Annotated in this window: 18 protein-coding genes, 2 tRNA genes and 1 riboswitch; of the genes, 9 read left to right on the top strand and 11 right to left on the bottom strand. The window is 72.4% G+C overall.

Annotation, left to right across the window (positions count from 1 at the left end; translation table 11 throughout):
- Positions 1-81: 81 nt before the first annotated feature.
- Positions 82-2,193, bottom strand: a complete 2,112-nt coding sequence (locus tag ACFY8O_RS21250; RefSeq protein WP_387904520.1) for an asparagine synthase-related protein — start codon at positions 2,191-2,193, stop codon at positions 82-84.
- 942 nt (positions 2,194-3,135) lie between these two features.
- On the opposite strand from ACFY8O_RS21250, the gene ACFY8O_RS21245 reads away from it, so the two are divergent.
- The 4 genes from ACFY8O_RS21245 to ACFY8O_RS21230 all read left to right on the top strand — a co-directional run bounded on the left by ACFY8O_RS21245 (position 3,136) and on the right by ACFY8O_RS21230 (position 8,541).
- Positions 3,136-4,623 carry a sporulation protein gene (locus ACFY8O_RS21245; protein ID WP_387904519.1) on the top strand — a complete coding sequence of 496 codons (1,488 nt, stop codon included), beginning with the start codon at positions 3,136-3,138 and terminating at the stop codon, positions 4,621-4,623.
- A gap of 202 nt (positions 4,624-4,825) precedes the next feature.
- Positions 4,826-6,082: an L-2-hydroxyglutarate oxidase gene (gene lhgO / locus ACFY8O_RS21240; protein WP_145807636.1), complete on the top strand. Its 1,257-nt coding sequence runs from the start codon at positions 4,826-4,828 to the stop codon at positions 6,080-6,082.
- Positions 6,075-7,022, top strand: coding sequence for a tRNA (guanosine(46)-N7)-methyltransferase TrmB (gene trmB / locus ACFY8O_RS21235; protein WP_387904516.1), 948 nt, complete (start codon positions 6,075-6,077; stop codon positions 7,020-7,022). The genes lhgO and trmB overlap by 8 nt, the downstream gene beginning before the upstream one ends.
- Before the next feature lie 70 nt (positions 7,023-7,092).
- A complete protein-coding gene (locus ACFY8O_RS21230) occupies positions 7,093-8,541 on the top strand; it encodes a PrsW family intramembrane metalloprotease (protein WP_387904514.1) in 1,449 nt (482 codons plus the stop codon).
- Positions 8,542-8,662: 121 nt separating this feature from the next.
- Here the strand turns inward: ACFY8O_RS21230 and ACFY8O_RS21225 are convergent, their stop codons facing one another.
- From ACFY8O_RS21225 to ACFY8O_RS21210, 4 genes are all read right to left on the bottom strand, one after another.
- Positions 8,663-9,700, bottom strand: coding sequence for a M23 family metallopeptidase (locus tag ACFY8O_RS21225; protein WP_387904511.1), 1,038 nt, complete (start codon positions 9,698-9,700; stop codon positions 8,663-8,665).
- An 11-nt stretch (positions 9,701-9,711) separates the two neighbouring features.
- A riboswitch (cyclic di-AMP (ydaO/yuaA leader) is annotated at positions 9,712-9,864 on the bottom strand.
- Between the two features lie 232 nt (positions 9,865-10,096).
- Positions 10,097-11,254 carry a PP2C family protein-serine/threonine phosphatase gene (locus tag ACFY8O_RS21220; RefSeq protein ID WP_145807644.1) on the bottom strand — a complete coding sequence of 386 codons (1,158 nt, stop codon included), beginning with the start codon at positions 11,252-11,254 and terminating at the stop codon, positions 10,097-10,099.
- A gap of 133 nt (positions 11,255-11,387) precedes the next feature.
- Positions 11,388-12,134: a MerR family transcriptional regulator gene (locus tag ACFY8O_RS21215; protein WP_387904509.1), complete on the bottom strand. Its 747-nt coding sequence runs from the start codon at positions 12,132-12,134 to the stop codon at positions 11,388-11,390.
- 105 nt (positions 12,135-12,239) lie between these two features.
- Positions 12,240-12,313, bottom strand: a tRNA-Met gene (locus tag ACFY8O_RS21210).
- A 214-nt stretch (positions 12,314-12,527) separates the two neighbouring features.
- Here ACFY8O_RS21210 and ACFY8O_RS21205 point away from each other — a divergent pair.
- The 4 genes from ACFY8O_RS21205 (at position 12,528) to ACFY8O_RS21190 (ending at position 15,054) form a co-directional block, all read left to right on the top strand.
- Positions 12,528-12,833: a hypothetical protein gene (locus ACFY8O_RS21205; protein ID WP_387904507.1), complete on the top strand. Its 306-nt coding sequence runs from the start codon at positions 12,528-12,530 to the stop codon at positions 12,831-12,833.
- Positions 12,834-13,034: 201 nt separating this feature from the next.
- Positions 13,035-14,420 (top strand): FAD-binding oxidoreductase, encoded by a 1,386-nt coding sequence (locus ACFY8O_RS21200; protein ID WP_387904504.1) that lies wholly within the window; start codon positions 13,035-13,037, stop codon positions 14,418-14,420.
- Positions 14,421-14,623: 203 nt separating this feature from the next.
- Positions 14,624-14,776, top strand: coding sequence for a hypothetical protein (locus tag ACFY8O_RS21195; RefSeq protein ID WP_167526207.1), 153 nt, complete (start codon positions 14,624-14,626; stop codon positions 14,774-14,776).
- A 56-nt stretch (positions 14,777-14,832) separates the two neighbouring features.
- A complete protein-coding gene (locus ACFY8O_RS21190; protein ID WP_145807650.1) occupies positions 14,833-15,054 on the top strand; it encodes a hypothetical protein in 222 nt (73 codons plus the stop codon).
- A gap of 252 nt (positions 15,055-15,306) precedes the next feature.
- Here the strand turns inward: ACFY8O_RS21190 and ACFY8O_RS21185 are convergent, their stop codons facing one another.
- Positions 15,307-16,647, bottom strand: a complete 1,341-nt coding sequence (locus ACFY8O_RS21185) for an ABC transporter substrate-binding protein (RefSeq protein ID WP_387904500.1) — start codon at positions 16,645-16,647, stop codon at positions 15,307-15,309.
- Positions 16,648-17,084: 437 nt separating this feature from the next.
- Positions 17,085-18,539, bottom strand: a complete 1,455-nt coding sequence (locus ACFY8O_RS21180) for an MFS transporter (protein ID WP_387904497.1) — start codon at positions 18,537-18,539, stop codon at positions 17,085-17,087.
- Between the two features lie 163 nt (positions 18,540-18,702).
- On the opposite strand from ACFY8O_RS21180, the gene ACFY8O_RS21175 reads away from it, so the two are divergent.
- A complete protein-coding gene (locus ACFY8O_RS21175; RefSeq protein WP_145807656.1) occupies positions 18,703-19,158 on the top strand; it encodes a MarR family winged helix-turn-helix transcriptional regulator in 456 nt (151 codons plus the stop codon).
- A gap of 60 nt (positions 19,159-19,218) precedes the next feature.
- Here the strand turns inward: ACFY8O_RS21175 and ACFY8O_RS21170 are convergent, their stop codons facing one another.
- From ACFY8O_RS21170 to ACFY8O_RS21155, 4 genes are all read right to left on the bottom strand, one after another.
- Positions 19,219-19,830, bottom strand: a complete 612-nt coding sequence (locus tag ACFY8O_RS21170; protein ID WP_387904494.1) for a hypothetical protein — start codon at positions 19,828-19,830, stop codon at positions 19,219-19,221.
- A 102-nt stretch (positions 19,831-19,932) separates the two neighbouring features.
- Positions 19,933-20,009: transfer RNA gene (locus ACFY8O_RS21165), tRNA-Lys, on the bottom strand.
- 91 nt (positions 20,010-20,100) lie between these two features.
- On the bottom strand, positions 20,101-21,657 hold the full coding sequence (locus tag ACFY8O_RS21160; protein WP_387904491.1) for an amino acid permease: 1,557 nt from the start codon (positions 21,655-21,657) through the stop codon (positions 20,101-20,103).
- Positions 21,658-21,910: 253 nt separating this feature from the next.
- Positions 21,911-22,119 (bottom strand): hypothetical protein (locus ACFY8O_RS21155; RefSeq protein ID WP_387904488.1); only part of this gene is annotated, 209 nt, incomplete at its 5' end.

Here is a 22,119-nt window from a genome sequence, read left to right as displayed (position 1 = left end):
GGGGACGGTGCCGGCGGCCGGAGCGCACGACGGGGGCGCACCGAGGGGAGCGCGGGAGCCCGGGGCGGCCGGGTCAGCCCTTCACGGCTGGAGCGTGCGGCGGGCCGGGGCCACACCGCCCGCCACCGCCCGCTGGCGCGGTGCCGCCGTGCCCGTCCAGCAGGTGCCCCGGCGGGTGACCAGCCTGCGGAGCCAGAGTTCCGTGGACGCCAGCTCGGCCAGGCCGTCCAGGGGCAGGGGTTCACCCTCGGACGCGGCGCGCAGGGCTTTGCGCACGACGCGGGCCTCGATGAGCCCGGCGTCGGCGAGCAGAGGCGCGTCGAAGAGCGCGATCAGTTCGGGGAGCGCGGCACGCAGCCCGATGCGGCCCGCCGCGTTCGCGGTGGCCTGCGAGGGGGCGCCCCAGCCGGGCGGGAGGTCGTGGATGCCGGCGCCCGCGAGCACCCGGCGCAGGATCGCGGCCCGGGCCCCGGGCTGGACCCGGAGCGATTCCGGGAGGGCGCGGGCGGCTCGTACGACCTGGTTGTCCAGGAAGGGGGCGTGCAGTCGCTGGCTGCGGATCTCGGCGGCCTGTTCCAGGATCCGCTGGTCGGCGGCGTGCCGGGCCAGCGCCGCGCGGGCGCGGGCGTCTCCGGGGCGCTGGACCGAGGCGGGCCGGATCGCCGCCTCCTGGAGGCGAACCGATACTTCCGCGAGGGCCTCCCCGGTGAGCCAGCGCGCGGCCGGACCGGGCCGGGACCAGGCGAGGGAGGCGAGCGAGGCGTCCGCCGGGGTGTCGAGGTCGGGGGCGTCGCGGTTGGCGTCGGGCAGCAGGGACGCCGCCGTCTCCAGGCCGGTGCGGTACGACGTGCGGGCCAGTCTCCGGGCCGCGCGGTAGACGGCCAGCGGGACGAGGAGGGAGTGTGTCGAGGGCCCTTCCGCCCTGGCGAGCGCCGCGACGGGGCGCAGGAGGTGGCGTCTGCGCCGGTCCATGAGGAGGTCGGCCAGTCGCGCGGGGTGGGCGTCCAGGACCTGACGTGCGCCGTGGCCGACGAAGTGGTCCGCACTGCCCGCGGCCAGCCGGCGGCGGTGGCGTTCGGCGACGACGAGGGAGGGAGCGGGCTCGTCGGTGAGCGGGCCGTTCGCCAGCGACGCGTACGGCAGGGCCTCCTCGCCCGCCGCGACGACCACGTGGTGCAGCCGGGGGTTGGCCGCGATGACCCGGGCGCGCTCCAGCTCGTCCTCACGGCCCTGGGTGGAGAGGTCGTTGAAGGTGACGGCGAGGAGCCGCTCACCCGCGCCCGTGCCGTGGCCCAGCACCGTGCCCGGCAGTCCGGGGAGCCCCGCCGCGAGCAGGGCGAGGGTCGCGGAGGCGCTGCCGCCCGAGAGGTCCGCGCCGATGCCGGGGACGGGCGCCCCACGGGCCGCGCGGCGCTCGGCCGGGCCCATCCCCGGGACCGGTCCCGGATCCGGCGGCATGGTCTCCGGGGCGTGTCTGGGGGCCGTGAGCCGTGCGCGTACGGCCTCGACCAGCGCGTCCCGCACCCCTTCGACGGCGCTCACGGGGTCGGCCTGCGGGGCCGCAACGGCGAGCGAGGCCACCGCCTCGTACCCCGTGATCTCGCGCGAGCCCTCCCGGAGGATGAGGGCGTGGCCCGGCGGGATCCGCTTCACCCCGGCGTACGGTGTGCCGTCGCCCAGCGCCTCCGGGGTCTCCGGGCAGGCCAGCAGCGCGGCCAGGTGCCCGATGTCGAGCTGTGCCTCGATGAGGTCGGCGAGCGGGAGGGCCGCGGTGGCGTAGGCGGTGCCGTTGGCCCAGGGGGTGTGGAAGACGGGGCGGGCCCCGGCGAGGTCTCCGGCGACGGTGATGCGGCGGCCGATCTGCACGACGGCCGTGTAACTGCCCGGCCAGGCGGTGAGATGACGCAGCGCCCCGCCCCGGGCGGCGAGCAGCCCGACCCTGAGCTGCTCGTCGGTCGCACCGCAGCAGCCGAGGACGGCCAGGCGCGTCGTCGGCGCGCCCTCGGGGGTGGCGACGGTGACGACGCGGATCTCGTCCGGCCGCCAGTCGCCCACGGCCCAGAGCGGATCGGGGTCACCCCACAGGAGCTGCGAGCCCACGGGATGGACGGTGCGCCCCTCCCCCGCGTGGCCGACCGCGCCCACCGTGCCGAAGCTCGCGGCGATACTGCTCCACCCCACCAACCAACGCACCGCCGCCTCCACAGGCTGTGGACGAACCGGCGCACCAGGACACGGGAACGCCGCTGCGGGACATGCTGCCACGACAACGGCGGCCCGGAGGGGGTACGGACGGCGCACGCGGGATGCGCATGCGCCCCTGGCAAAGGCCGCGTCACGCCGCCGGGCCGCCCCGACAACGGAGGCGGGGCTTCCGAGAGTTGCCCAAAGAGGACGCGAAAGCGTGGTCCGCCTCGGCGGGTTCGTGCAACAGACGCAATCCGGCCATAGTCGGACCACTTCCCGGCGCCCGGCCCGACCGGCACTATTCGGCCATTCTCCGGCCGCTGAGGAACCGCGCGTTTCGCCGGCGCGAGCCCTTCGGCGGGGTCTCGCCCGGCCGCGGGCGCCCCACGGGAACAGCCTCCGCCCGGGCCTCCGCGGCACCGGCGCACCGGCTCGGCCCGCAAAGGTGACGTACGGCCCGGCGCATCCCCCCGGTGCGCCGGACCGCACGTCCGCTCCCCCTGGCACTGCCCGTACGGCGCACAGTCCGGGAGGTGTTCGTCACCTCCCGGACCGGTTCGCCGCCCGCGGGGATTGGGGCGGCGGTCTCCCCCAGCCCGCAGAGTCCAGTTCAGCGGGCCGACCCACGCAGGACCCATCGAAGCGCTTGCGCACGGGCCGGACCAGAGCGCACGGCCGGGCGCACGGCCACACACCAGGAGCACGGCGCCCGCGGCCCCGGGGCACACGGACAACATTCCCGCCATACGGAGGTCTGCCCCTTAACGGTGGGGATGCGGCGAACTACGCTGGGTGTACCGATGTTCTCGGCAGAGCGGCATATTCCACGGGGCTCGGCCAAATGCGTGTGCGGCCGGAGTGCCCGGGACCGTATCTGGGGAGGACACGGTACGAATGCCGCGCGCCCGACGGTGACGCGGCGGCCGTCTGTGTGTCGAGGGGTGGCGCATGTCCAGGGAGCAACGCGGGCCGAACGAGAAGCTCGGCACGGTTCTCGCCCTCGCGGGAATCAGCAACGCCGGGCTCGCCCGGCGGGTCAACGACCTCGGAGCGCAGCGCGGTCTGACACTTCGTTACGACAAGACCTCGGTGGCCCGGTGGGTCGCCAAGGGGATGGTGCCGCAGGGCGCCGCGCCCCATCTCATCGCGGCGGCGATAGGGGCCAAACTCGGCCGTCCCGTGCCGCTGCACGAGATCGGACTCGCCGACGCGGATCCGGCCCCCGAGGTCGGGCTCGCCTTCCCCCGGGACGTGGGCGAGGCCGTGCGTTCGGCGACCGATCTGTACCGACTGGATCTCGCGGGCCGCAGGGGAGGCGGCGGGATCTGGCAGTCACTGGCCGGCTCCTTCGCGGTGAGCGCCTACGCGACCCCCGCGTCGCGCTGGCTCATAACCCCCGCCGACCCCTCGGTCGCCCGGGGGCCTTCGGCCACCCGGGCCCCGGCCCTCGGCCCGGACGGCTCCCCCGCCGGCGTACCCGTCCAGCCGGGTCCGGACACCGCCGCCGACACCTCGCTCCTGCGTGTGGGGCACAGCGACGTCACCAAACTCCGCGAGGCCGCCCAGGACGCGCGCCGCTGGGACTCCAAGTACGGCGGCGGCGACTGGCGTTCCTCCATGGTCCCGGAGTGCTTACGCGTCGACGCCGCCCCTCTGCTGCTCGGCTCGTACAGCGACGAGGTGGGCCGGGCCCTCTTCGGCGCCTCGGCCGAGCTGACCAGGCTCGCCGGCTGGATGGCCTTCGACACCGGCCAGCAGGAAGCGGCCCAGCGCTACTACATCCAGGCACTCCGTCTGGCCCGCGCCGCCGCCGACGTACCCCTCGGCGGCTACGTCCTGGCATCGATGTCGCTCCAGGCGACCTACCGGGGCTTCGCCGACGAGGGGGTGGACCTCGCCCAGGCCGCGGTCGAACGCAACCGGGGGCTCGCGACCGCCCGGACCATGAGCTTCTTCCGGCTGGTGGAGGCCCGCGCCCACGCCAAGGCCGGTGACGCACCGGCCGCGGGGGCCGCGCTCAGGGCCGCGGAGGGCTGGCTGGAGCGCTCCCGGACCGGCGACTCGGACCCGGCCTGGCTCGGCTTCTACTCCTACGACCGCTTCGCCGCCGACGCCGCCGAGTGCTACCGCGACCTCAAGGCTCCCCGCCAGGTGCGCCGCTTCACCGAGCAGGCCCTGTCGAAGCCCACGGACGAGTTCGTCCGCTCGCACGGACTGCGGCTCGTCGTGTCCGCGGTCGCCGAGCTGGAGTCGGGCAACCTCGACGCGGCCTGCGCGGCGGGGACGCGCGCGGTGGAGGTGGCGGGCCGCATCTCCTCGGCGCGCACCACCGAGTACGTGCGCGACCTGCTGCACCGCCTGGAGCCGTACGGAGACGAGCCGCGCGTGGCCGAGCTCCGGGAACGTGCCCGGCCGCTGCTCGTCGCCCCGGCGTGATCCCCGCTTCACGGCCCCGGAGGCCGCACCCCCTGTCCGTGCGCCCCGCCCGCACGGCCGGACGGGACAGCCGCGTCCCGGCGGCGCCGTAACGCCCCGGTATGGGCCGTCATGGGACACGCCGCGCGCCACGCCCGGCGCACTGCCTGGTTTGAGGCCGTTGTCAGTGGGTCAGTGCACTATCGGGGTGGGAGGTGGCGTGATGATGACGCACGCGGCGTACGACTGCGATGTGCTGGTGATCGGTGGCGGAATCGTCGGTCTGTCGACCGCGTACGCGCTCACGCGCACCGCACCCGGCACCAGGGTCACGGTGCTGGAGAAGGAACGGGGCCCGGCACGGCACCAGACCGGCCGCAACAGCGGCGTGATCCACAGCGGGATCTACTACGCCCCGGGCTCGCTCAAGGCGCGCTACGCGGTGCGGGGCGCCACCGAGCTGGTCGACTTCTGCCGGCAGCACGGCATCGACCACGCGGTGACCGGCAAGCTGATCGTGGCGACGGACAGCGCCGAGCTGCCACGCCTGCACGCCCTGGTGCAGCGCGGGCGGGCGCACGGACTGCCGGTGCGGGAGCTCGGCCCCGCCCAGATCGCGGAGTACGAGCCGCGGGTGCGCGCCCTCGCCGCGATCCGGGTCGGCACGACCGGGGTGTGCGACTTCACGGCGGTCGCCGTCCGCTTCGCCGCTGAGGTGAGCGCGGCGGGCGGAGAGGTCCGATACGGCGCGGAGGTCGTCGCCGTCGACCGGCGCCCCTGGGGTGTCGCGGTGCGCACGGCCGACGGCCGGGTGGTCAGGGCGCGGGTGCTGGTCAACTGCGCGGGACTGCACAGCGACCGGGTGGCGCTGCTCGCGGGCGACGAGCCCGGGGCCCGGATCGTGCCGTTCCGCGGCGAGTACTACGAGCTGGCCAGGCCGGAGCTGGTGCGCGGTCTCGTCTACCCGGTGCCCGATCCGGCCTTCCCCTTCCTGGGGGTGCATCTGACGCGGGGTGTCGACGGGACGGTCCACATCGGGCCGAACGCGGTGCCGGCGCTGGCGCGCGAGGGGTACGGCCGGACGGTCGTGCGCCCCGGCGAGCTGGCGGGCACCCTGGCCTGGCCCGGCTCCTGGCGGATCGCCCGGCGGCACTGGCGGTACGGGGCGGGCGAGCTCCACCGGTCCCTGTCGAAGAGCGCGTTCACCAGGGCCGTCCGCCGCATGCTCCCCGAGGTGACGGAGGACGATCTGCGCCCGTCACCGCCCGGGGTGAGAGCCCAGGCGGTCCTGCGTGACGGCACCCTGGTCGACGACTTCCTGATCCGGGACGCTCCCCACACCGTGCATGTGCTGAACGCCCCCTCCCCCGCGGCGACCGCGTCGCTGCCCATCGGGAGGGAGGTGGCGCGGCGGGCCCTGCTGAGGGCTCGCGCGACGGGATGGACTCCTCCCGCCGTAGAATCGGGTCATTGTGTCTGAGCCTGTGAACCCCACCCCAGAGACGCCCGGCCCCGCCCCCGAGACGGACGCGGAGAAGCCCGCCGGGACGAGCGCGGAGCCGCACGCCGCACGCGGCACCCAGTCGCACACCGAGGCGGGCCCGGAGCCGCGCACCGAGGCGGAGACGCCCGGCGACGCCGATGCCGACGCGGCGGCGCGCCGTGCCGCCTCCTTCGAGCGCCAGCGCAGGCTGCGCCAGGAGCCCCGCTTCCCCGGCGGTCCCGCCGCCGACCCGGCGGGCTCCCACCACGAGCGCCGTATCCGCAGCTTCCAGCCGCGCCGCAGCCGGGTGACCGCCGGCCAGGAGGACGCCCTCCAGCGCCTGTGGCCCACCTGGGGACTGGACATCGACGGCCGTGGCGTCATCGATCTGCCCGCGCTCTTCGACGGCCTCCCGGTGGTCCTGGAGATCGGCTTCGGCATGGGCGAGGCCACGGCGCAGATGGCGGCGGACGACCCGGCCACCGGCATCCTCGCCGTCGACGTGCACACCCCGGGCCAGGGCAATCTGCTCGGACTCGCCGACCGGGCGGGACTGACCAACGTCCGGGTCGCCAACGGTGACGCGATCATCCTCCTCCGCGAGATGCTCGCGCCCGCGGCGCTGGACGGCCTCCGGGTGTACTTCCCGGACCCGTGGCCGAAGAAGCGGCACCACAAGCGGCGGCTGATCCAGCCGGAGTTCCTCGATCTGGTCGCCGGGCGCATGAAGCAGGGCGCGCTCCTGCACTGCGCGACCGACTGGGAGCCGTACGCCGAGCAGATGCTCGACGTGCTGACGGCGCACCCGCTGTTCGAGAACACCCAGGCGGACGGCGGCTACGCGCCGCGTCCGGCGTTCCGGCCGCTGACCCGCTTCGAGGGCCAGGGCCTGGACAAGGGACACGTCGTGCACGACGTGCTGTTCACCCGTCGCTGATCGGCCACGGGGCGGCGCCTTGGTCACCGCGCCGTGGCCAGGTGTCAGTCCCTCTCGTTAGGGTCGACAGGTGTCCGAGGGGTCCGTGCAGCATCAGCAGCCGGCCGTCCCGGTTCTCGAGGAGCAGCGGCTCGACGAGTTCCTGGGCGCCGTCCCGGAGCGTGGCCAGTGGCGTTACCGGCCGCGCCGCGTCGGCATGGTCTGGCGCAGCAAGGCCTTCCGCGCCGGCGCGGTGATCACCGTCCTCGCGCTCTGCGGCCTCGTCATCCTGGCCCTGGTGCGTGAACAGACCGGTACCGAGGGCTTCCTGGTGGGGCTGGGACTGGCCGTCCTGCCCGTCCCCCTGCTGATGTCGGCCTTCAGGTGGCTCGACCGCGTCGAGCCGGGTCCCTGGCGCAACCTCCTGTTCGCGTTCTTCTGGGGCGCGTGCGCCGCGGCCCTGGTGGCGATCATCGCCAACTCGTTCGCGACGCGCTGGATAGCGACGGCCACCGCCGACCCCGCGAGCGCCGACACCCTCGGCGCCACGGTCATCGCCCCGGTCGTCGAGGAGAGCGCGAAGGCCGCCGCCGTCCTGCTGATCTTCCTGTTCCGCAGACGGGAGTTCGGCGGGGTCGTCGACGGCATCGTGGTCGCCGGCTTCACCGCGACCGGCTTCGCCTTCACCGAGAACATCCTCTATCTCGGCAACGCCTTCGGTGAGGATCAGCAGCTGGGGACGACGGGCCTCGCCTCCGTCACGGCGGGGACGTTCTTCGTGCGCGTGGTGATGTCGCCGTTCGCGCACCCCTTGTTCACGGTGCTCTCCGGCATAGGTCTCGGCATCGCGGCACTCGGCGGCGCCCGGCACCCGGTACGCCGGATCCTGCTGCCGCTGCTGGGACTCGCCCTCGCCATGGGCATGCACGCCCTGTGGAACGGCTCGTCGGCCTTGGGCCCCTACGGTTTCTACGCGGTGTACGGCGCGGTCATGGTCCCGTGCTTCGCCCTGGTGACCTGGCTGGCGATCTGGTCGCGCCAGCGGGAGCTGCGCACGCTCTCCACCGAGCTGCCGGTGTACGCGGCGGCCGGCTGGCTGACCCCCGCCGAGCCGCCGGCGCTCGCGTCGATGCGGGCGCGGGGCATGGCCCGCGACATGGCCAGGCACTGGCACGGCGGTGCCGGCCGCGACCGGGGGAAGGCTGCGGCCCGCGCCGTCGCCGAGTACGAGTCGTTCGCGACGTCCCTGGCCATGCTCCGCAGACGGGCCCGCCACGACGGTGCGGGACCGGAGTTCGCTCTCCGCGAGCAGGAGTTGCTGCACCACCTGTGGCAGCGCCGGGCGGTGGCGGCCCCCGCCCTGACGTACGCCGCCCACGCGACGGGCCGGGCCCGGCCGCCCGCTCCGCCCCCGTTCCCCCGTCAGTTCCCCTACGGGAACGTCACGGTGCACCAGCCGCAGCCGCCGCACCGCCACTACGGCGGCTACAACCCCTACCTGGAGGACGGGGCCGGCCACCGCGCGGCGCCCCCGTCGTAGAGGCGTCAGGCCGGCGAGCCCGCGCTCGCCGTGGCCCCCGGCACGGACCGGCGGCCCTGACGTCGGGGGGTGTGCGTCAGGGCCGCCGGGGTACCGGTGCGCCGGGTGCCGGCGCGCGGGGTCAGATCGTGAGGCCCTTGCCGCGCAGCCAGGCCATCGGGTCGATGCCCGTGCCGTCGGGGGTGTGGACCTCCAGGTGCAGGTGCGCGCCCGTCACGTTGCCCGTGGCGCCGACCCGGCCGATGGTCTGGCCGGTGGTGACCTTCTGACCCGCGGTCACATCCATCGAGGACTGGTGGCAGTACCAGACCTCGGTGCCGTCCTCGAGCTCCAGGACCGTGCGGTAGCCGTACGAACCGGAGTAGCCGGCCGACTTCACCGTGCCGCTGTGCACCGCCTTGACCGGCGTACCGGTCGGGGCCGCGAAGTCCAGCCCGGTGTGGTAGCCGGAGGACCACATCGAACCGGCCTGACCGAAGGACGAGCTGATGTAGTACGACGAGGTCGGGACGGCGTAGCTGGCGGCCAGCTTGGCGAGGCGCTCGGCCTCGGCCTTCTTCTCCGCCGCCTCTTCCGCCGCCTTCTTCTTCGCGGCGGCCTCGGCCTCGGCCTCGGTCTGCTGCTTCGCAGCCTGGGCCGCGGCTGCCTCGGCGGCGGCCTTCTCCTGCGCCGCCTTGGCCTCGGCCTCGGCTCCGGCCTGCTGCTGCTCGGCCTGCTGGAGGATGCGGGCACGCAGCGCCTCGCCCGCGTCGGTGGCGCCCTGCTCGGCCTCGGCGGCCGTGATGCCCGCGGTGGTGAGGGGGGAGGAGGCGACCGTCGCGTGGTCGGCGTCGGAGTCCGTGGACATGAACGCGCTCACGCCGGGAAGGGACTTGGCGTCGGGGAGGTTGTCCGCGATGGAATCGGGAAGAGAGATGGAGACCGGCGGCTTGCTCTGCGCGGTGGCCATGCCACCCGCTCCGACGGCCGCGATGACGCCGACGCCGAGGACGGTGGAGCTACGGGCGAGTCCGCGCTGCTTGGCGACGCGGTGACGGCCGCGCACGGGACGGATGGACTCCTCGGTGGGGTTCCATTCCTCCCACGTCCTGTCCTCGGTACCGAGGCTGTCGGTCCTCAAGGGTGACGGGACCTCGGGGGCAGGCTGGTTCGACGCCACGTGGGCGCACTCCTTTCCTTCCTTCTCGCCTACCGGGTTAGCTGACGGGTTCGGAGCAGGAAGGTCTCCTACGGGTCCCTTCGTCTCTCACGAGACACAGATGCCCGATTCACCCCATGTAGGTGGTTCCCCGGTTCCCTTGCGGAATTCGGCGCCGCGCACGGTGCCGCCTCTTGCGACGACAGGTACAACCGCGCTGCGTTATCGAACGTTAATAGACACCCGGGTCCGATTCCAAGCTGTTCCGATAGATCGTTCACGGCCCTGGCCTGGACTTTCAGGGGTCAAACGGGCTCAAACGGGCGAGTTGAGGGACTCGCGACGCACCATCAGTTTCTGACGGTATGTCAAATGTTATGCGGAGAGGTGTCCCACGACTACGGAGGGTCGCCGTCGTCATTCACTGTCCCGCCCCACGATCTTCACGGTCCTCCGCCGCTCCGGCTGGCCCCGGGAAGGCCTCCCGACCGCGAGCAGCGCCAGGTCGTCCGTCGACCGGCCACCCGTATGCAGACGCACGTCGTCGGTGAGCGCGGACAGCAGTTCCTCCGGCCCCGGGAAGAGCCGGCCACGCAGCCGGGCCGCCGGGTCGTAGAACACGCCGTGCGCGTCCCTCGCCTCCGACAGGCCGTCGGTGAACGCCAGGAACGTGGCACCGGCGGGCAGCGGCCACTCGTCCGCCCGGTCCGGCCACGCGCCCAGTCCCATGCCCAGGGGCAGGGCAGGGACGGCCGGCGCCAGCACGTCGAGTGCCCCGTCCGGGTGAAGGATGAGCGGTTCGGGGTGCCCGCGGTTGACGACCCGCAAGGTCTCCGAGCCCGCGGGGATCTCGGCGAGCACGGCGGTGACGAACCCCTCCACGGAGTCGAAGCCACCACGGCGGGAGCCCTCCCTGGCCAGCGCGCGCTCCAGCCGCTGCACCACCCCCTCGAGCGACCGCTCCTGCTCGGCGGCCTCCCGGAACGCCCCGATCACGACGGCGACCGCCGCCACGGCGTCCAGCCCCTTGCCCCGTACGTCCCCGAGCACCAGCCGCACCCCGTACGGGGTGTCCGCCACGGCGAACAGGTCACCGCCGACGAACTCGTCCGCCTGGGCGGGCTCGTAGCGCGCCGCGACCTGCAGCCCGCCGATCCGGGACTCGGGCGTGGGGAGCACCGCGCGCATCGCGGTCTCCGCGATGACCCGGGCCGAGGCCAGTTGCTCGTTCCCGCGCCGCACGACGCCGTTGATGACGAGGGCGAGCACGGACACCGTCAGCAGGGTGAGCAGGTCGGTGAGCGGCACGACCTTGTAGAGGACGCCGTCCGAGATCCGGATGACGAGGACGACGAGGATCGCGGCCACCGCGGTGCGGACCGTGGAGGCCAGCGAGAAGAACGGGGCGGCGATCAGCGGGGCCGCGGCGAACAGCGGCACGGCGGACACCGCGGTCGGCGTCACAAGGTCGAAGACCACGCCGACACAGATCATCAGGGTGGGCAACGCACGCACGAAACGCCGGGCCCGGGCACTCCCGGCAGGATTCGCCGGCCGTCCGTCCCGCTTCCCCACCTGATTACTCCTGCCCCGTCCGTCCACGGCTGCGGACGGTACCGCGCCCTACCCAGGCTCGCCGGAGCCGCGCCGAGCGGCGACTCCTCATCGGCCGAAGGGAGGAGCGCGCCCGGACGCCCACCCCCGGAGGTCAGCCGGAGAGCCGGTGCCGCGCGTAGATCGTCAGTGCATCCCGTACGAAGACGGCTGTTCCGTCCCCGTACCGATCGTAGTTCCTCGCGAAGCGGGGATCGGCGACGTACATCTCGCCGAGGCCGGTTACATACGAACGGGTGGGTTCCATGGTCACCGCGAGCCACTCGCAGTGCCGGCGCGCGATGTCCTGCACCTCGTCGGAGCCCGGGTCGAGACCCGCCGCCACGGCCTGCCCGTAGTCCCGGGCGATCTCCTCGTGCTCCTCCTGGAACCGGGCGCGCCCGGCCGGGCCCAGCTCCTTCCACCACCGGCCGCCGCGCTCGTACGCCTCGCGGCCCCAGCGCTCGGTGACCTCCTGTTCGTACACCGTGTGATCGAAGCCGTCGAACACTTCCTCGGCCATCAGCCCTTCTCCCTCCTCGGTCCTGTGGAGAGTGGTCCGCACCGAGGCGATCTGCCGCCCGATGCGCTCCCGCTCCTGCTCCAGCAGGCGCAGATGGGCCCGCAGGGCCGCCGAGGTGTCCCGCTGCCCCTCCAGCACGTCCTTGATCGCGGGCAGCGAGAGTCCCAGCTCCCGCAGCAGCAGGACGCGCTGGAGCCTGACCAGGGCCTCCTGGTCGTAATAGCGGTAGCCGTTGGCCCCCGTGCGGCTCGGCGCCAGGAGACCGAGGTCTCCGTAGTGCCGGAGCGTGCGGCTCGTGGTGCCGGCCTGACGGGCGATTTCCTGGATGGACCACTCCATGCCGGAAACGGTAGATCTTTACGTAACGTCAAGGTCAAGCGTGCGGCGCGGGACGCACACGACAGAGGCCCGGATCCTTGGAAGGATCCGGGCCTCTGTCTTCAGTAGCGGGGACAGGATTTGAACCTGCGACCTCTGGGTTATGAGCCCAGCGAGCTACCGAGCTGCTCCACCCCGCGTCGTTGTGAACGTAACTCTACGCCATCCGGGACGAGGTCGTGACCACCCCCGCCCGCCGGGGCGCTCACCCGCCCCCGCCCCGGAGGGCCTCGTCACCGGCGCATCGCGCCAACACAGGGTGCGTTCCGCGCAGTTGGCAGGCATAGTGCCGTGCCCAAGGGTGTCGTCACACCCGCCGATCCCGCTTGCCGCCCGTCTGGAGGGCCTCCTGCCATGTCCACACCGCACAGACCTGCCCGCGTCCCCGGATCCGCCCCGTCACCCGTACGCGCCTCCCTCGTCAACGGGCTGATCGGCGCCGCCTTCGGCGCGGTGATCAGCGCCGCCGTGAACTACCTCGTCGTCGGTGTGCCCGGGAGCGCGTCGGTCAACGCGCTCAACCACGGGATATCGGGCCTGCTCAGCGGATTCGCGGCGGGATTCATCGGGCTCATGGTGCACCTGCGCAAGGACAGGGGGGCGCCGGAGGCGTCGTCGGCGGTGCCGGGGGAGAGCGCGACCGCCCCGCCGCAGGCATGACCGCGGGCCGTGCCCCGGCCCCGCGCCGGGGCACGGTACCCCGCGATTGCGAGCCCCACGCAGCGGCGGGACGCTGGAAGGACCAGCCCTTCGGTGTTCGGTCCCGTCTGCGCGGCATCCTGAGGTGCCGGCGTCGCAGCAGCCTCACCCCGATGCGGGAAGCCCAGGGGAGGCCGGGCGCACGCGCGCTAGGAGACGACCATGGACGGCACCACACTCGAGACGATGAGAAGCCGGTTGCGCGGCCCCGTCATCGGCCCGGAGGACCAGGGATACGACCAGGCCCGCACGGTCTACAACGCCATGATCGACAAGAAGCCCGGCGCGGTGGTCACGTGCCACGACACGGCGGACGTCATGGCGGCCGTGGACTTCGTCCGCGAGAACGGCCTGACCGTCGCCGTGCGCGGCGGTGGGCACAGCGGCCCGGGTCTCTGCCTCGCCGACGACGCCGTCACGCTCGACCTCTCGCCCATGCGCGGCGTCCGCGTCGATCCGGCGACCCAGACCGCCCAGGCCGACGGCGGCGCCCAGCTCGGGGATCTCGACCACGCCTCCCACGCGTTCGGCCTCGCCACCCCGGCGGGGATCATGTCCACGACCGGTGTCGGCGGGCTCACCCTGGGCGGCGGTCACGGCTACCTCACCCGCAAGTACGGACTCACGGCGGACAACCTGGTCTCGGCCGACGTGGTCCTGGCCGACGGCACCTTCGTCCCGGCGAACGCCAGCGAGCACGCGGACCTGTTCTGGGCGCTGCGCGGCGGTGGCGGCAACTTCGGCATCGTCACGTCGTTCGACTTCGAGCTGCACCCCGTGGACACGGTCGGCGCGGGGATCACCGTCTGGCCGCTGGAGCGCTTCCACGACGTGATGCGCTGGTACCGCGAGTTCCTGCCGCAGGCACCGGACGATCTGTACGGCTTCTTCGCCTCGCTGACCGTCCCGCCCGCTCCGCCCTTCCCCGAGGAGATCCACGGGCAGAAGATGTGCGGCGTCGTCTGGTCCTCGACCGCCGACCCGGCCGCGCTGGAGGACACCCTCGCCGCGGTGGCCGAACCGGGGGCGCCGGCCTTCCACTTCACCTCACCCATGCCCTATCCGGCCCTGCAGAGCATGTTCGACGAACTGCTGCCGACCGGACTCCAGTGGTACTGGCGCGGAGACTTCTTCGACGAGATCACCGACGAGGCGGTCGACGTGCACGCCGCCTTCGCGGAGAACCTCCCCACCGGCCTGTCGACCATGCACCTGTACCCGGTCGACGGCGCGGCGGGCCGCGTCCCTCCCGACGACACCGCCTGGTCCTACCGCGACGCGCGCTGGTCCGGCGTCATCGCGGGCATCGACCCCGACCCGGCCAACGCCGAGGCGCTGCGGGAGTGGGCCGTCGGCTACTGGGAGGCACTGCACCCGCACTCCATGGGCGGCGCCTACGTGAACTTCATCGGCGCGGGCGAGTCCCAGGACCGGGTCAAGGCCACCTACCGCGGCCACTACGACCGCCTCTCGGAGGTCAAGCGGGTCTACGATCCGCACAACCTCTTCCACGCAAACCAGAACATCGAGCCCGCACCGCCACACTGACCCCGACGCCGGGCTCGCAATTCCGGGGGAAAGCCGTGCCGGGAGGGTTACAGTCTGCATGCACCGCATGATCCGGACGCCCCCGGAGCGGCGCGGCACCGGTAGCGGCACCTCGTCGCCGTACCGGTCGGGACCAGTCCGGTTTTTCTCGCAGCGGCACGGTCACGGGGCTCTCACCACACACCTACGTACAGGACACCGAGATGACCGACATGCCCTCCCGCACGACCCAGCGGCACTCCGACGGCGCGACCGCCACGGCCGAGGCGGGCGCGTCGGCGCCGCTGCCCTCGCCGCAGTACGCGGGGCTGTTCATCGAGCCCGACCTGCCGCCGGTCAGCGACGAAGCGGAATGACAGGTCGGCCGCGCCCGGTCCAGTGACCGGCCCGGCCGTACCGTCGTTGGGAGACCATGCGCATCCGTATCGGCGTGCTGGTCCTCGCAGTGGTCCTGCTGATCGCCGCGTTCCTCTCGAACATCCCGACCCGGGCGGAGACCGAGGCGGCCTGCCGGCGGGCCCTCGACAACACGTCGACGTGGACCAACCGGCCGGACGTCTGCCTCGACGTGTCGGCGGAGACCTACCGGACGTTCCTCCTGATGTACGACCTGCGGGAGGAGGGCCTGGACTGAGGGCCCGGCCGTGTTCAGGTGTGGTCCTCCCTGGTCCGGCTGCCCGGGCCCGCCCCGTCCAGGGGCAGGTTCTCGTGCGGGCCGACCGGCTGGAGCCGCTTGCCGGGCTCGGGGACCACGGGCAGCGCCCCGAGCTTCCGTACGACGGTCGGCCTCAGCGTGGAACCGCGCGGCCCGCAGCACCGTGTACGGCAGACCGGAATCCGTCCCGGCCCGCCCGGCGGCCCGCCGCGCCCCGAGCCGGGAGTCCGCTCAGCCCTGCTGTTCCTTCCACTCCGCCTGGGCCGCGTCGAGGTCCTCGGCGAAGGCGTCCAGGAAGTCCTCGGCGCTCGTCTTGCCGAGCAGCACCTTCTGGAAGCCCGATTCGCTGTCGGCCTTGGACAGGGTGTTCCAGTCGGGCAGGTAGTACGGGAGCTGGACGATCTTGGTGTCGCCGGAGAACAGCGCCTCGGCGCCGAGCTTGGTGGTCTCGGCCTTGTCGAGCCACGGGTCCTGCGCGGCCTCCTTGTTGGCGGGGATCAGGCCCGCGGACTCGCTGAACTTGGAGTTCGAGGCGTGCGACGCAGCGAACTCGATGAACTTCCAGGCCGCCGCCTTGTTCTCGGACGACTTGAGCAGGCCGAGGCCGGAGACCGGGTTCGAGACCATCACCCGGGTGCCGTCGGCGAGTTCCGGCTGAGGTATGCCACGGAACTTGCTCACACCCAGCGAGCTCACATGGTCCTGGTACGAGCCCAGGTTGTGGTTGAGCATGGCGATGCTGCCGGAGTCGAACTGGGCGACCATCTTGGTGAAGTCGTTGTTGAGGTCGGCCTCCGGGGTGACCTTCTTGTACAGGCCGACGTACTTCTCCAGGGCCGCGACGTTCTTCGGGTCGTTCACCGTGGTCCTCGTCCCGGACGCGTCCCAGAACGAGTCGATGCCGGACTGCCCGTACATCGCGTCGAGCGCCTGGGCGATGGAGCCCGGGCCGCCCCGGATGGTGTAGCCGAACTGGTTCTTCTTCCTGTCCGTCAGCTTCGAGGCAGCCGCGTAGAACTCGTCCCAGGTGTTCGGCTCGCCGAGCCCCGCCTTCTCGAACAGGTCGGTGCGGTAGTACAGGACGCCGTTGGTGGCGGAGATCGGCACCGTGTACACCTCGTCCCGGCCGGCCGCGCTCCGGACGTTCTCCATCATCGCGTCGTTGAGCTTGCCCTTCAGCGAGCTCCCCTCGATCCGGTCGTCCAGCGGCTCCAGCGCGTCCTGCGCGGTGATCCCGGCGACCATGGCGGCGCCCACCCCGCCGACGTCAGGCAGTCCGCCGCCCTGGATGGCGGTGTCGTACTTGGACTGCGCCTCGGTGGAGGCGATGCCCACGTACTGCACGTCGATGTCCGGGTTGGCCTTCTCGAAGTCGGCGATGATCTCCTTCCAGATCGCCGTGCGGACACCGCCGTTCTCGTCCCAGAAGACGATCTTCCCGGTGCCCGGGCCCTCGGCGCCCTTGGCGCCTGCCATGCCGCTGCCGTCGTCACCGCAGGCGGTCGCGGTGAGGGCGAGGGCGGAGACCAGGGACATGGCGGCGGCGAGGCGGCTGCGGCGTGGCTTGTTCATGGGCGGCTCTCTCTCTGGATGCTCACCGGCGGGCGCGGGACGGCTGCGCCGCGGGATGAGGCCGTACGGGTGTGTGTTCCTCGGGGCGCGGAAAGGGCGCGGAGTCCGGCGGTCCGGGACGGGTGGTCCTGCGGTCCGGGTGGAAGTCCGGCGGCCCCTTCCCCGCGGGCGGGACGCGGCAGGCGCTCCTCAGCGTCTCCCGCGGCGCCGGGGACGACAGGGGAGAGGGCGCGGGGCTGACTGCATACGGCTCTCGGCTCTCATATCGCGTCTCATATATGACATACGAAGGACAACGCGATGAACGTAAGGCGGCCCACACCCACGGTCAATGCCCGTGCACGAGAAAATTCCGGCGCCCGGGGACAACGACAGCGCCCCGACCGGCGGACCGGTCGGGGCGCTGCTGGTACCGCGGGTGCCGCCGGGCTCGCCGGTCAGGCTTCGACGGAGACCTTGCCGGCCGTGGCCGGACCCGTCCTGTCGGCGTCATCGGCGGGGCGCACGAGCCCCGGGATGAGCGAGGCGACCGCGGCGGCGACGAGGGCCACCCCGCAGCCGATCATCAGGCCGACGCGGAAGCCGTCCTCGGAGGCGAGCGAGAAGCCGCCGAGGTCGATGGTCATCTGAGCCAGCACCACACCGATGACGGCCGAGCCGATGGTGGTGCCCAGCGAACGCATCAGCGTGTTGAAGCCGTTGGCCGCCGCCGTCTCGGAGAGCGGGACCGAGCTCATGATCAGCGCGGGCATCGCGCCGTAGGCGAGGCCGACGCCGCTGTTGATGACGATTCCGACGAGCATCAGGCCCCAGGCGGAACCCATCAGGAACAGCGACAGTCCGTAGCCCAGGGAGATCACCAGGGCGCCGAGGACCAGGGCGCTCTTCGGCCCCCGCGCGTTGATCAGCTTTCCGCCGAGCGGGGAGACGATCATCATCATCACGCCGCCGGGGGCCATCCAGAGCCCCGCGGCCAGCATCGACTGACCGAGGCCGTATCCCGTGGCCTCGGGGAACTGCAGGAGCTGCGGGGCGATCAGCATGAAGGAGTACATGCCGACGCCGACGAGGATCGACGACACGTTGGTCAGCAGCACGCGCGGCCGGGCGGTGGTGCGCAGATCGACCAGTGGGTCGCGGGTGCGCAGCTCGTAGAGGCCCCAGACGCCGAGGGAGACCACCGCGACGGCGAAGAGGCCGAGCGTGGTGCCCGAACCCCAGCCCCAGTCGGCACCCTTGGAGATGGCCAGCAGGAGCGAGACGAGGCCGATCGCGAGACCGATCGCTCCGGGAGCGTCGAATCGCTGGCCCTTGGCACCGGCCGGGACGTCGGGGACGAAGGTGAAGATGAGTACGGCGATCATCAGCGCGAGCACCGCGGATCCCCAGAACAGCACGCGCCAGCTGGTGTATTCGGCGACGGCGGCGGAGATCGGCAGACCGAGGGCGCCGCCGATGCCCATGGAGGCGCTGACGAGGGCGATCGAGCCGCTGAGCTTCTCCGCGGGCACCACGTCACGCAGCAGGGCGATGCCGAGCGGCACCATGCCCATCCCCATGCCCTGGAGGCCACGCCCGATGATCATCGGCACCACCGACGAAGCCAGCGCACACACCACCGAACCGGCCACCAGCGGAACGGCACAGGCCAGCAGCATCCGCCGCTTGCCGAGAAGGTCACCGAGACGGCCGGTGACCGGTACGCACACACCGGCGACCAGGAGGGTGACGGTGACCACCCAGGCCGCGTTCGCGGAGGAGGTGTCCAGGATCCGCGGCAGCTCGGCGATGAGCGGGGTCACCAGTGTCTGCATGACGGCGGCGACGGTACCGGCGAGCGCCAGCGTCGTGATCACACCGCCTGCGCGGGTCGTGGGCTGGGGGGCGTCCATAGGTCGTGTCCTCGGCTATCTGTCGGTGGAAGACTTGGCATCGTACACGCCTATTGCATCATGCACACCGTGTGGTCTATGCACTTCCTCGTAAACATACGATGAAGTAAGCCGCACCACGACACACCGGCCTCGCCCGGCAGGAAGCAGGAGGCGCCCACGCATGAACAGGGCCACGCAAGAGGTCGAGTACGAGCAGATGCTGCTCAGCCGCCACGGGCTGCTGAACCACAGGAAGGGCCGCCGCAAGGACGGCCTCCTGGAGCGCAGCGCGTACGTCCTGCTCAGCCGCATCCGCGTCCAGGGCCCGATGTCGGTCGGCGAGCTGAGCGACGCCTTCGACCTCGACGTCTCCACCCTCAACCGCCAGACGGCCGCGGTCCTGCGCGCGGGCTTCGTCGAGCGCATCCCCGACCCCGAGGGAGGCATGGCCCGCAAGTTCCGCATCACCGAGGAGGGCATCCGCACCCTCGACGCGGAACGCGAGGGCATGGTCAGCTCGCTGCAACGGGTCATGGCCGAGTGGGACGACGAGGACATCTCCGCCTTCGCCGGCTATCTGCGCCGCTTCAACACCGATCTCGAACGCATCGGCGGCAGGCCCTGGCCCCGCCCCTGAGCCAGTCCTCCCCCACGCGGGGCGCTCCCTGCCACCGGGCGCCCCGCCCGGCCGTCCCGCTCACGCGTGCGCCGCCGCGACCTCCACATGGCGAGCGGCCCTGAGCAGATCGAGGGTGCGGAGCCGGGCCGTCCAGTCGTCCTCCCGGCCGGAGTTCCGTCGCTCCACGAGCGAGCCGACGCAGTCCGCCAGCAACAGCCGTTCCTCCGGGGCCAGAGCCCCGCCGGACGCCAGGCAGGCGCTGACACAACGCAGCAGGTCCGCTGCGACCGGGTCGTCGCCGGCCGCCGGGACGCCCCCTCGCTCACGCAGGAACGCCAGCGCGTGCAGAGCCCCCTCCCGCGGCGCCCCCGACCACCACCTGTCCCGGTACGGATTCCGCTCGGCCCGACGCGGCTGCCGTGCCCCCCGCGCCTTGGCGAGCCGTCGCGTCCTGTCGAACGCCCGGAGTTCCCCGTGCCACGCCTCCCTGCTCCCCTCCAGCACGGCCAGCGCGCGCAGCAGGGCGCGCTCGTCCGTGGCGTACGGCCCCGCCTTCGCCCCGAGAAGACTCAGCGTCGCGCGGAAGCCGATCGGCCGGTACAACTGCACGCAGGACCGGAGCCGCGCCACGCGGTGGCCGTGCGGGAGAGCCGGGTCACGGACCTGCCGGGCGAGGTGGTTGAAGCTCACCCGGGCGAGGGTAGCCGGACCGCCCGGCCCGCTCACGGAGTTCCGGTCAACCCCCAAAAACGGGCGGACCCCAGCTCACATGTGCTCTGAGCTGGGGTCCAGTGGTAGGCCGTGTGGGACTCGAACCCACAACCAACGGATTAAAAGTCCGCTGCTCTGACCAATTGAGCTAACGGCCCGTGATGGATCACCCCCCGAGCATAGCTTCCCCGGGCCCGGCAGCCGATCGGGTATCGGGTGCCGGGCCCTGTCGTACCGGGGCGGGCCGGGTCAGTCCGTGGATTCGCCCCCGCTCGTGCGCTTGTGATCCGGGACGGCCGGTTTCAGGAACCAGTGGCGGGCCGACACCGTCCACCACACGGCGGCGAAGCCGAGGACCACCAGGACCGCCAAGGGGGCGTAGTTGAAGCTCTCCCAGGTGACCGGGGACACCTGGGGCAGCATGAAGAGCACCGTGATCACCGCGACCCAGCTCACCGCGACGATGCCGATCGGCCGGGACCAGCGGCCCAGGTGCCAGGGCCCCCGGACGAAGTCGTCACCCCGCAGGAGCCGGAGCAGGGTGGGGATGACGTAGGCGATGTAGAGGCCGATGACCGCGATGGAGGTCACGGCCGCGTACGCGGTGACGTTGATCAGGTACGGGAGGCCGAGGGCCAGAGCACCGAGCGCGGCCAGCCAGACCGCCGCGACGGGGGTGCGGGTGCGCGGGCTGACCGTGTGCCAGACCCGGGAGAAGGGCAGGGCCCCGTCACGCGAGAAGGCGTAGATCATGCGGCTGTTGGCGGTCACGGACGCCATGCCGCAGAAGAGCTGCGCCCCGATCACGACCAGCAGCAGGAGCTTGCCCGTCGTGGCGCCCAGCGCGTCCAGGAGGATCTGCGCGGGCGGTGCGCCGGTCGGGGAGTTCAGGGCGCCGTCGTAGGACTGGATGGCGAACGTGAAGCCCAGCAGGAGCACGAAGCCGGCGATCCAGGACGTCCAGATGGACCGCACGATGCCGCGCGGGCCCGCGACGGCGGCGTCATGGGTCTCCTCGGTCATGTGGGCCGAGGCGTCGTAACCGGTGAAGGTGTACTGCGCCATCAGCAGGCCGAGCATGACGACGTAGAAACCGCTCCCCCAGCCGGTGTTGTTGACGAACTCGGTGAAGACGTACGACGCCGACCGGTGCGAGTCCGGTACGAAGGTGAGGGCACCGACGATGACCGCCACCCCGCCCACGTGCCACCACACGCTGACGTTGTTCAGGAAGGCGACGATGCCGACGCCGAAGGTGTTCAGCAGGCCGTGCAGGACCAGGATCGCCGCGAAGAGCAGGATCGTGCGGCCGGGGGTGACCTCGAAGCCGAACTGGAGGTTCAGATAGGCCCCGAGGAAGGAGGCCGCCCCGAAGTCGATGCCCGCGGTGACGGCGACCTGGCCGAGCACGTTGAACCAGCCGGCGAACCAGGCCCATGCGGCGGCCGAGCGGGGCGGGGCCAGGCGGTGCGCCCAGAAGTACAGACCGGCGGACGTGGGGTAGGCCGAACAGATCTCGGCCATGGCCAGGCCGACGAACAGCGTCATCAGCCCGACGCCGACCCAGCCCCAGGTGATGACGGCGGGCCCGCCGGTGTTCATCCCGAACAGATAGAGGGTCAGGCAGCCGGAGAGCACCGAGATGATCGTGAACGAGACGGCGTAGTTGGAGAAGGCGGACATCCGGCGCGCGAGCACCTGGGTGTAACCGAGTTCGGCCAGCCGTTCCTCGTCCGAAGGGGGAGCGGGTGCCCCCACGGGAGCGTCGGGTGGGGGCACCGCCACTGCGGCTTCGTCGTTTGTCATGCCCCCAGCGATGCCCTCGCCGGGGGCATGACATGCACCCCGTACTCCACTCGTTGCGCCACGGAAGGCCCCGCCGGACACCCCGCCACAGGCCCCGTGAGGCCCTCCAGGGCGGGCTCCGCGAGGGTCCTGACCGAAGACCCCGCCCGGCCCTCGGGCGAGGGCCGGGCGACACGGTGGCTCCGCACAACGCAGCGGGGCCCGTACAGCACCTGAGTGCTGTACGGGCCCCGCGTCAGTCGGTCAGCGACGGTCAGCCGTTGCGCTTCCAGCGCGGCTTGTCGTCACGGCGGCCGAAGGTGCCGGTGCCGGTACCCGTGCCGGTGCCACCGCGGTGGCCGTGCGGGCGGTCGCCGCCACCGGAGCGGAAGCCACCGGAGGGACGGTCGTCACGACGGTCACGGTTGAACGGACGGTCGCTGCCACCGGCGCGGAAGCCGCCCGAGGGGCGCTCGTCACGAC

Origin of the sequence: Streptomyces argenteolus (assembly GCF_042902585.1) — a bacterium.
GTDB lineage: Bacteria > Actinomycetota > Actinomycetes > Streptomycetales > Streptomycetaceae > Streptomyces > Streptomyces argenteolus.
Note: the sequence above shows the minus strand (reverse complement) of the source record. Positions and strands in the feature narration are given on the sequence as shown.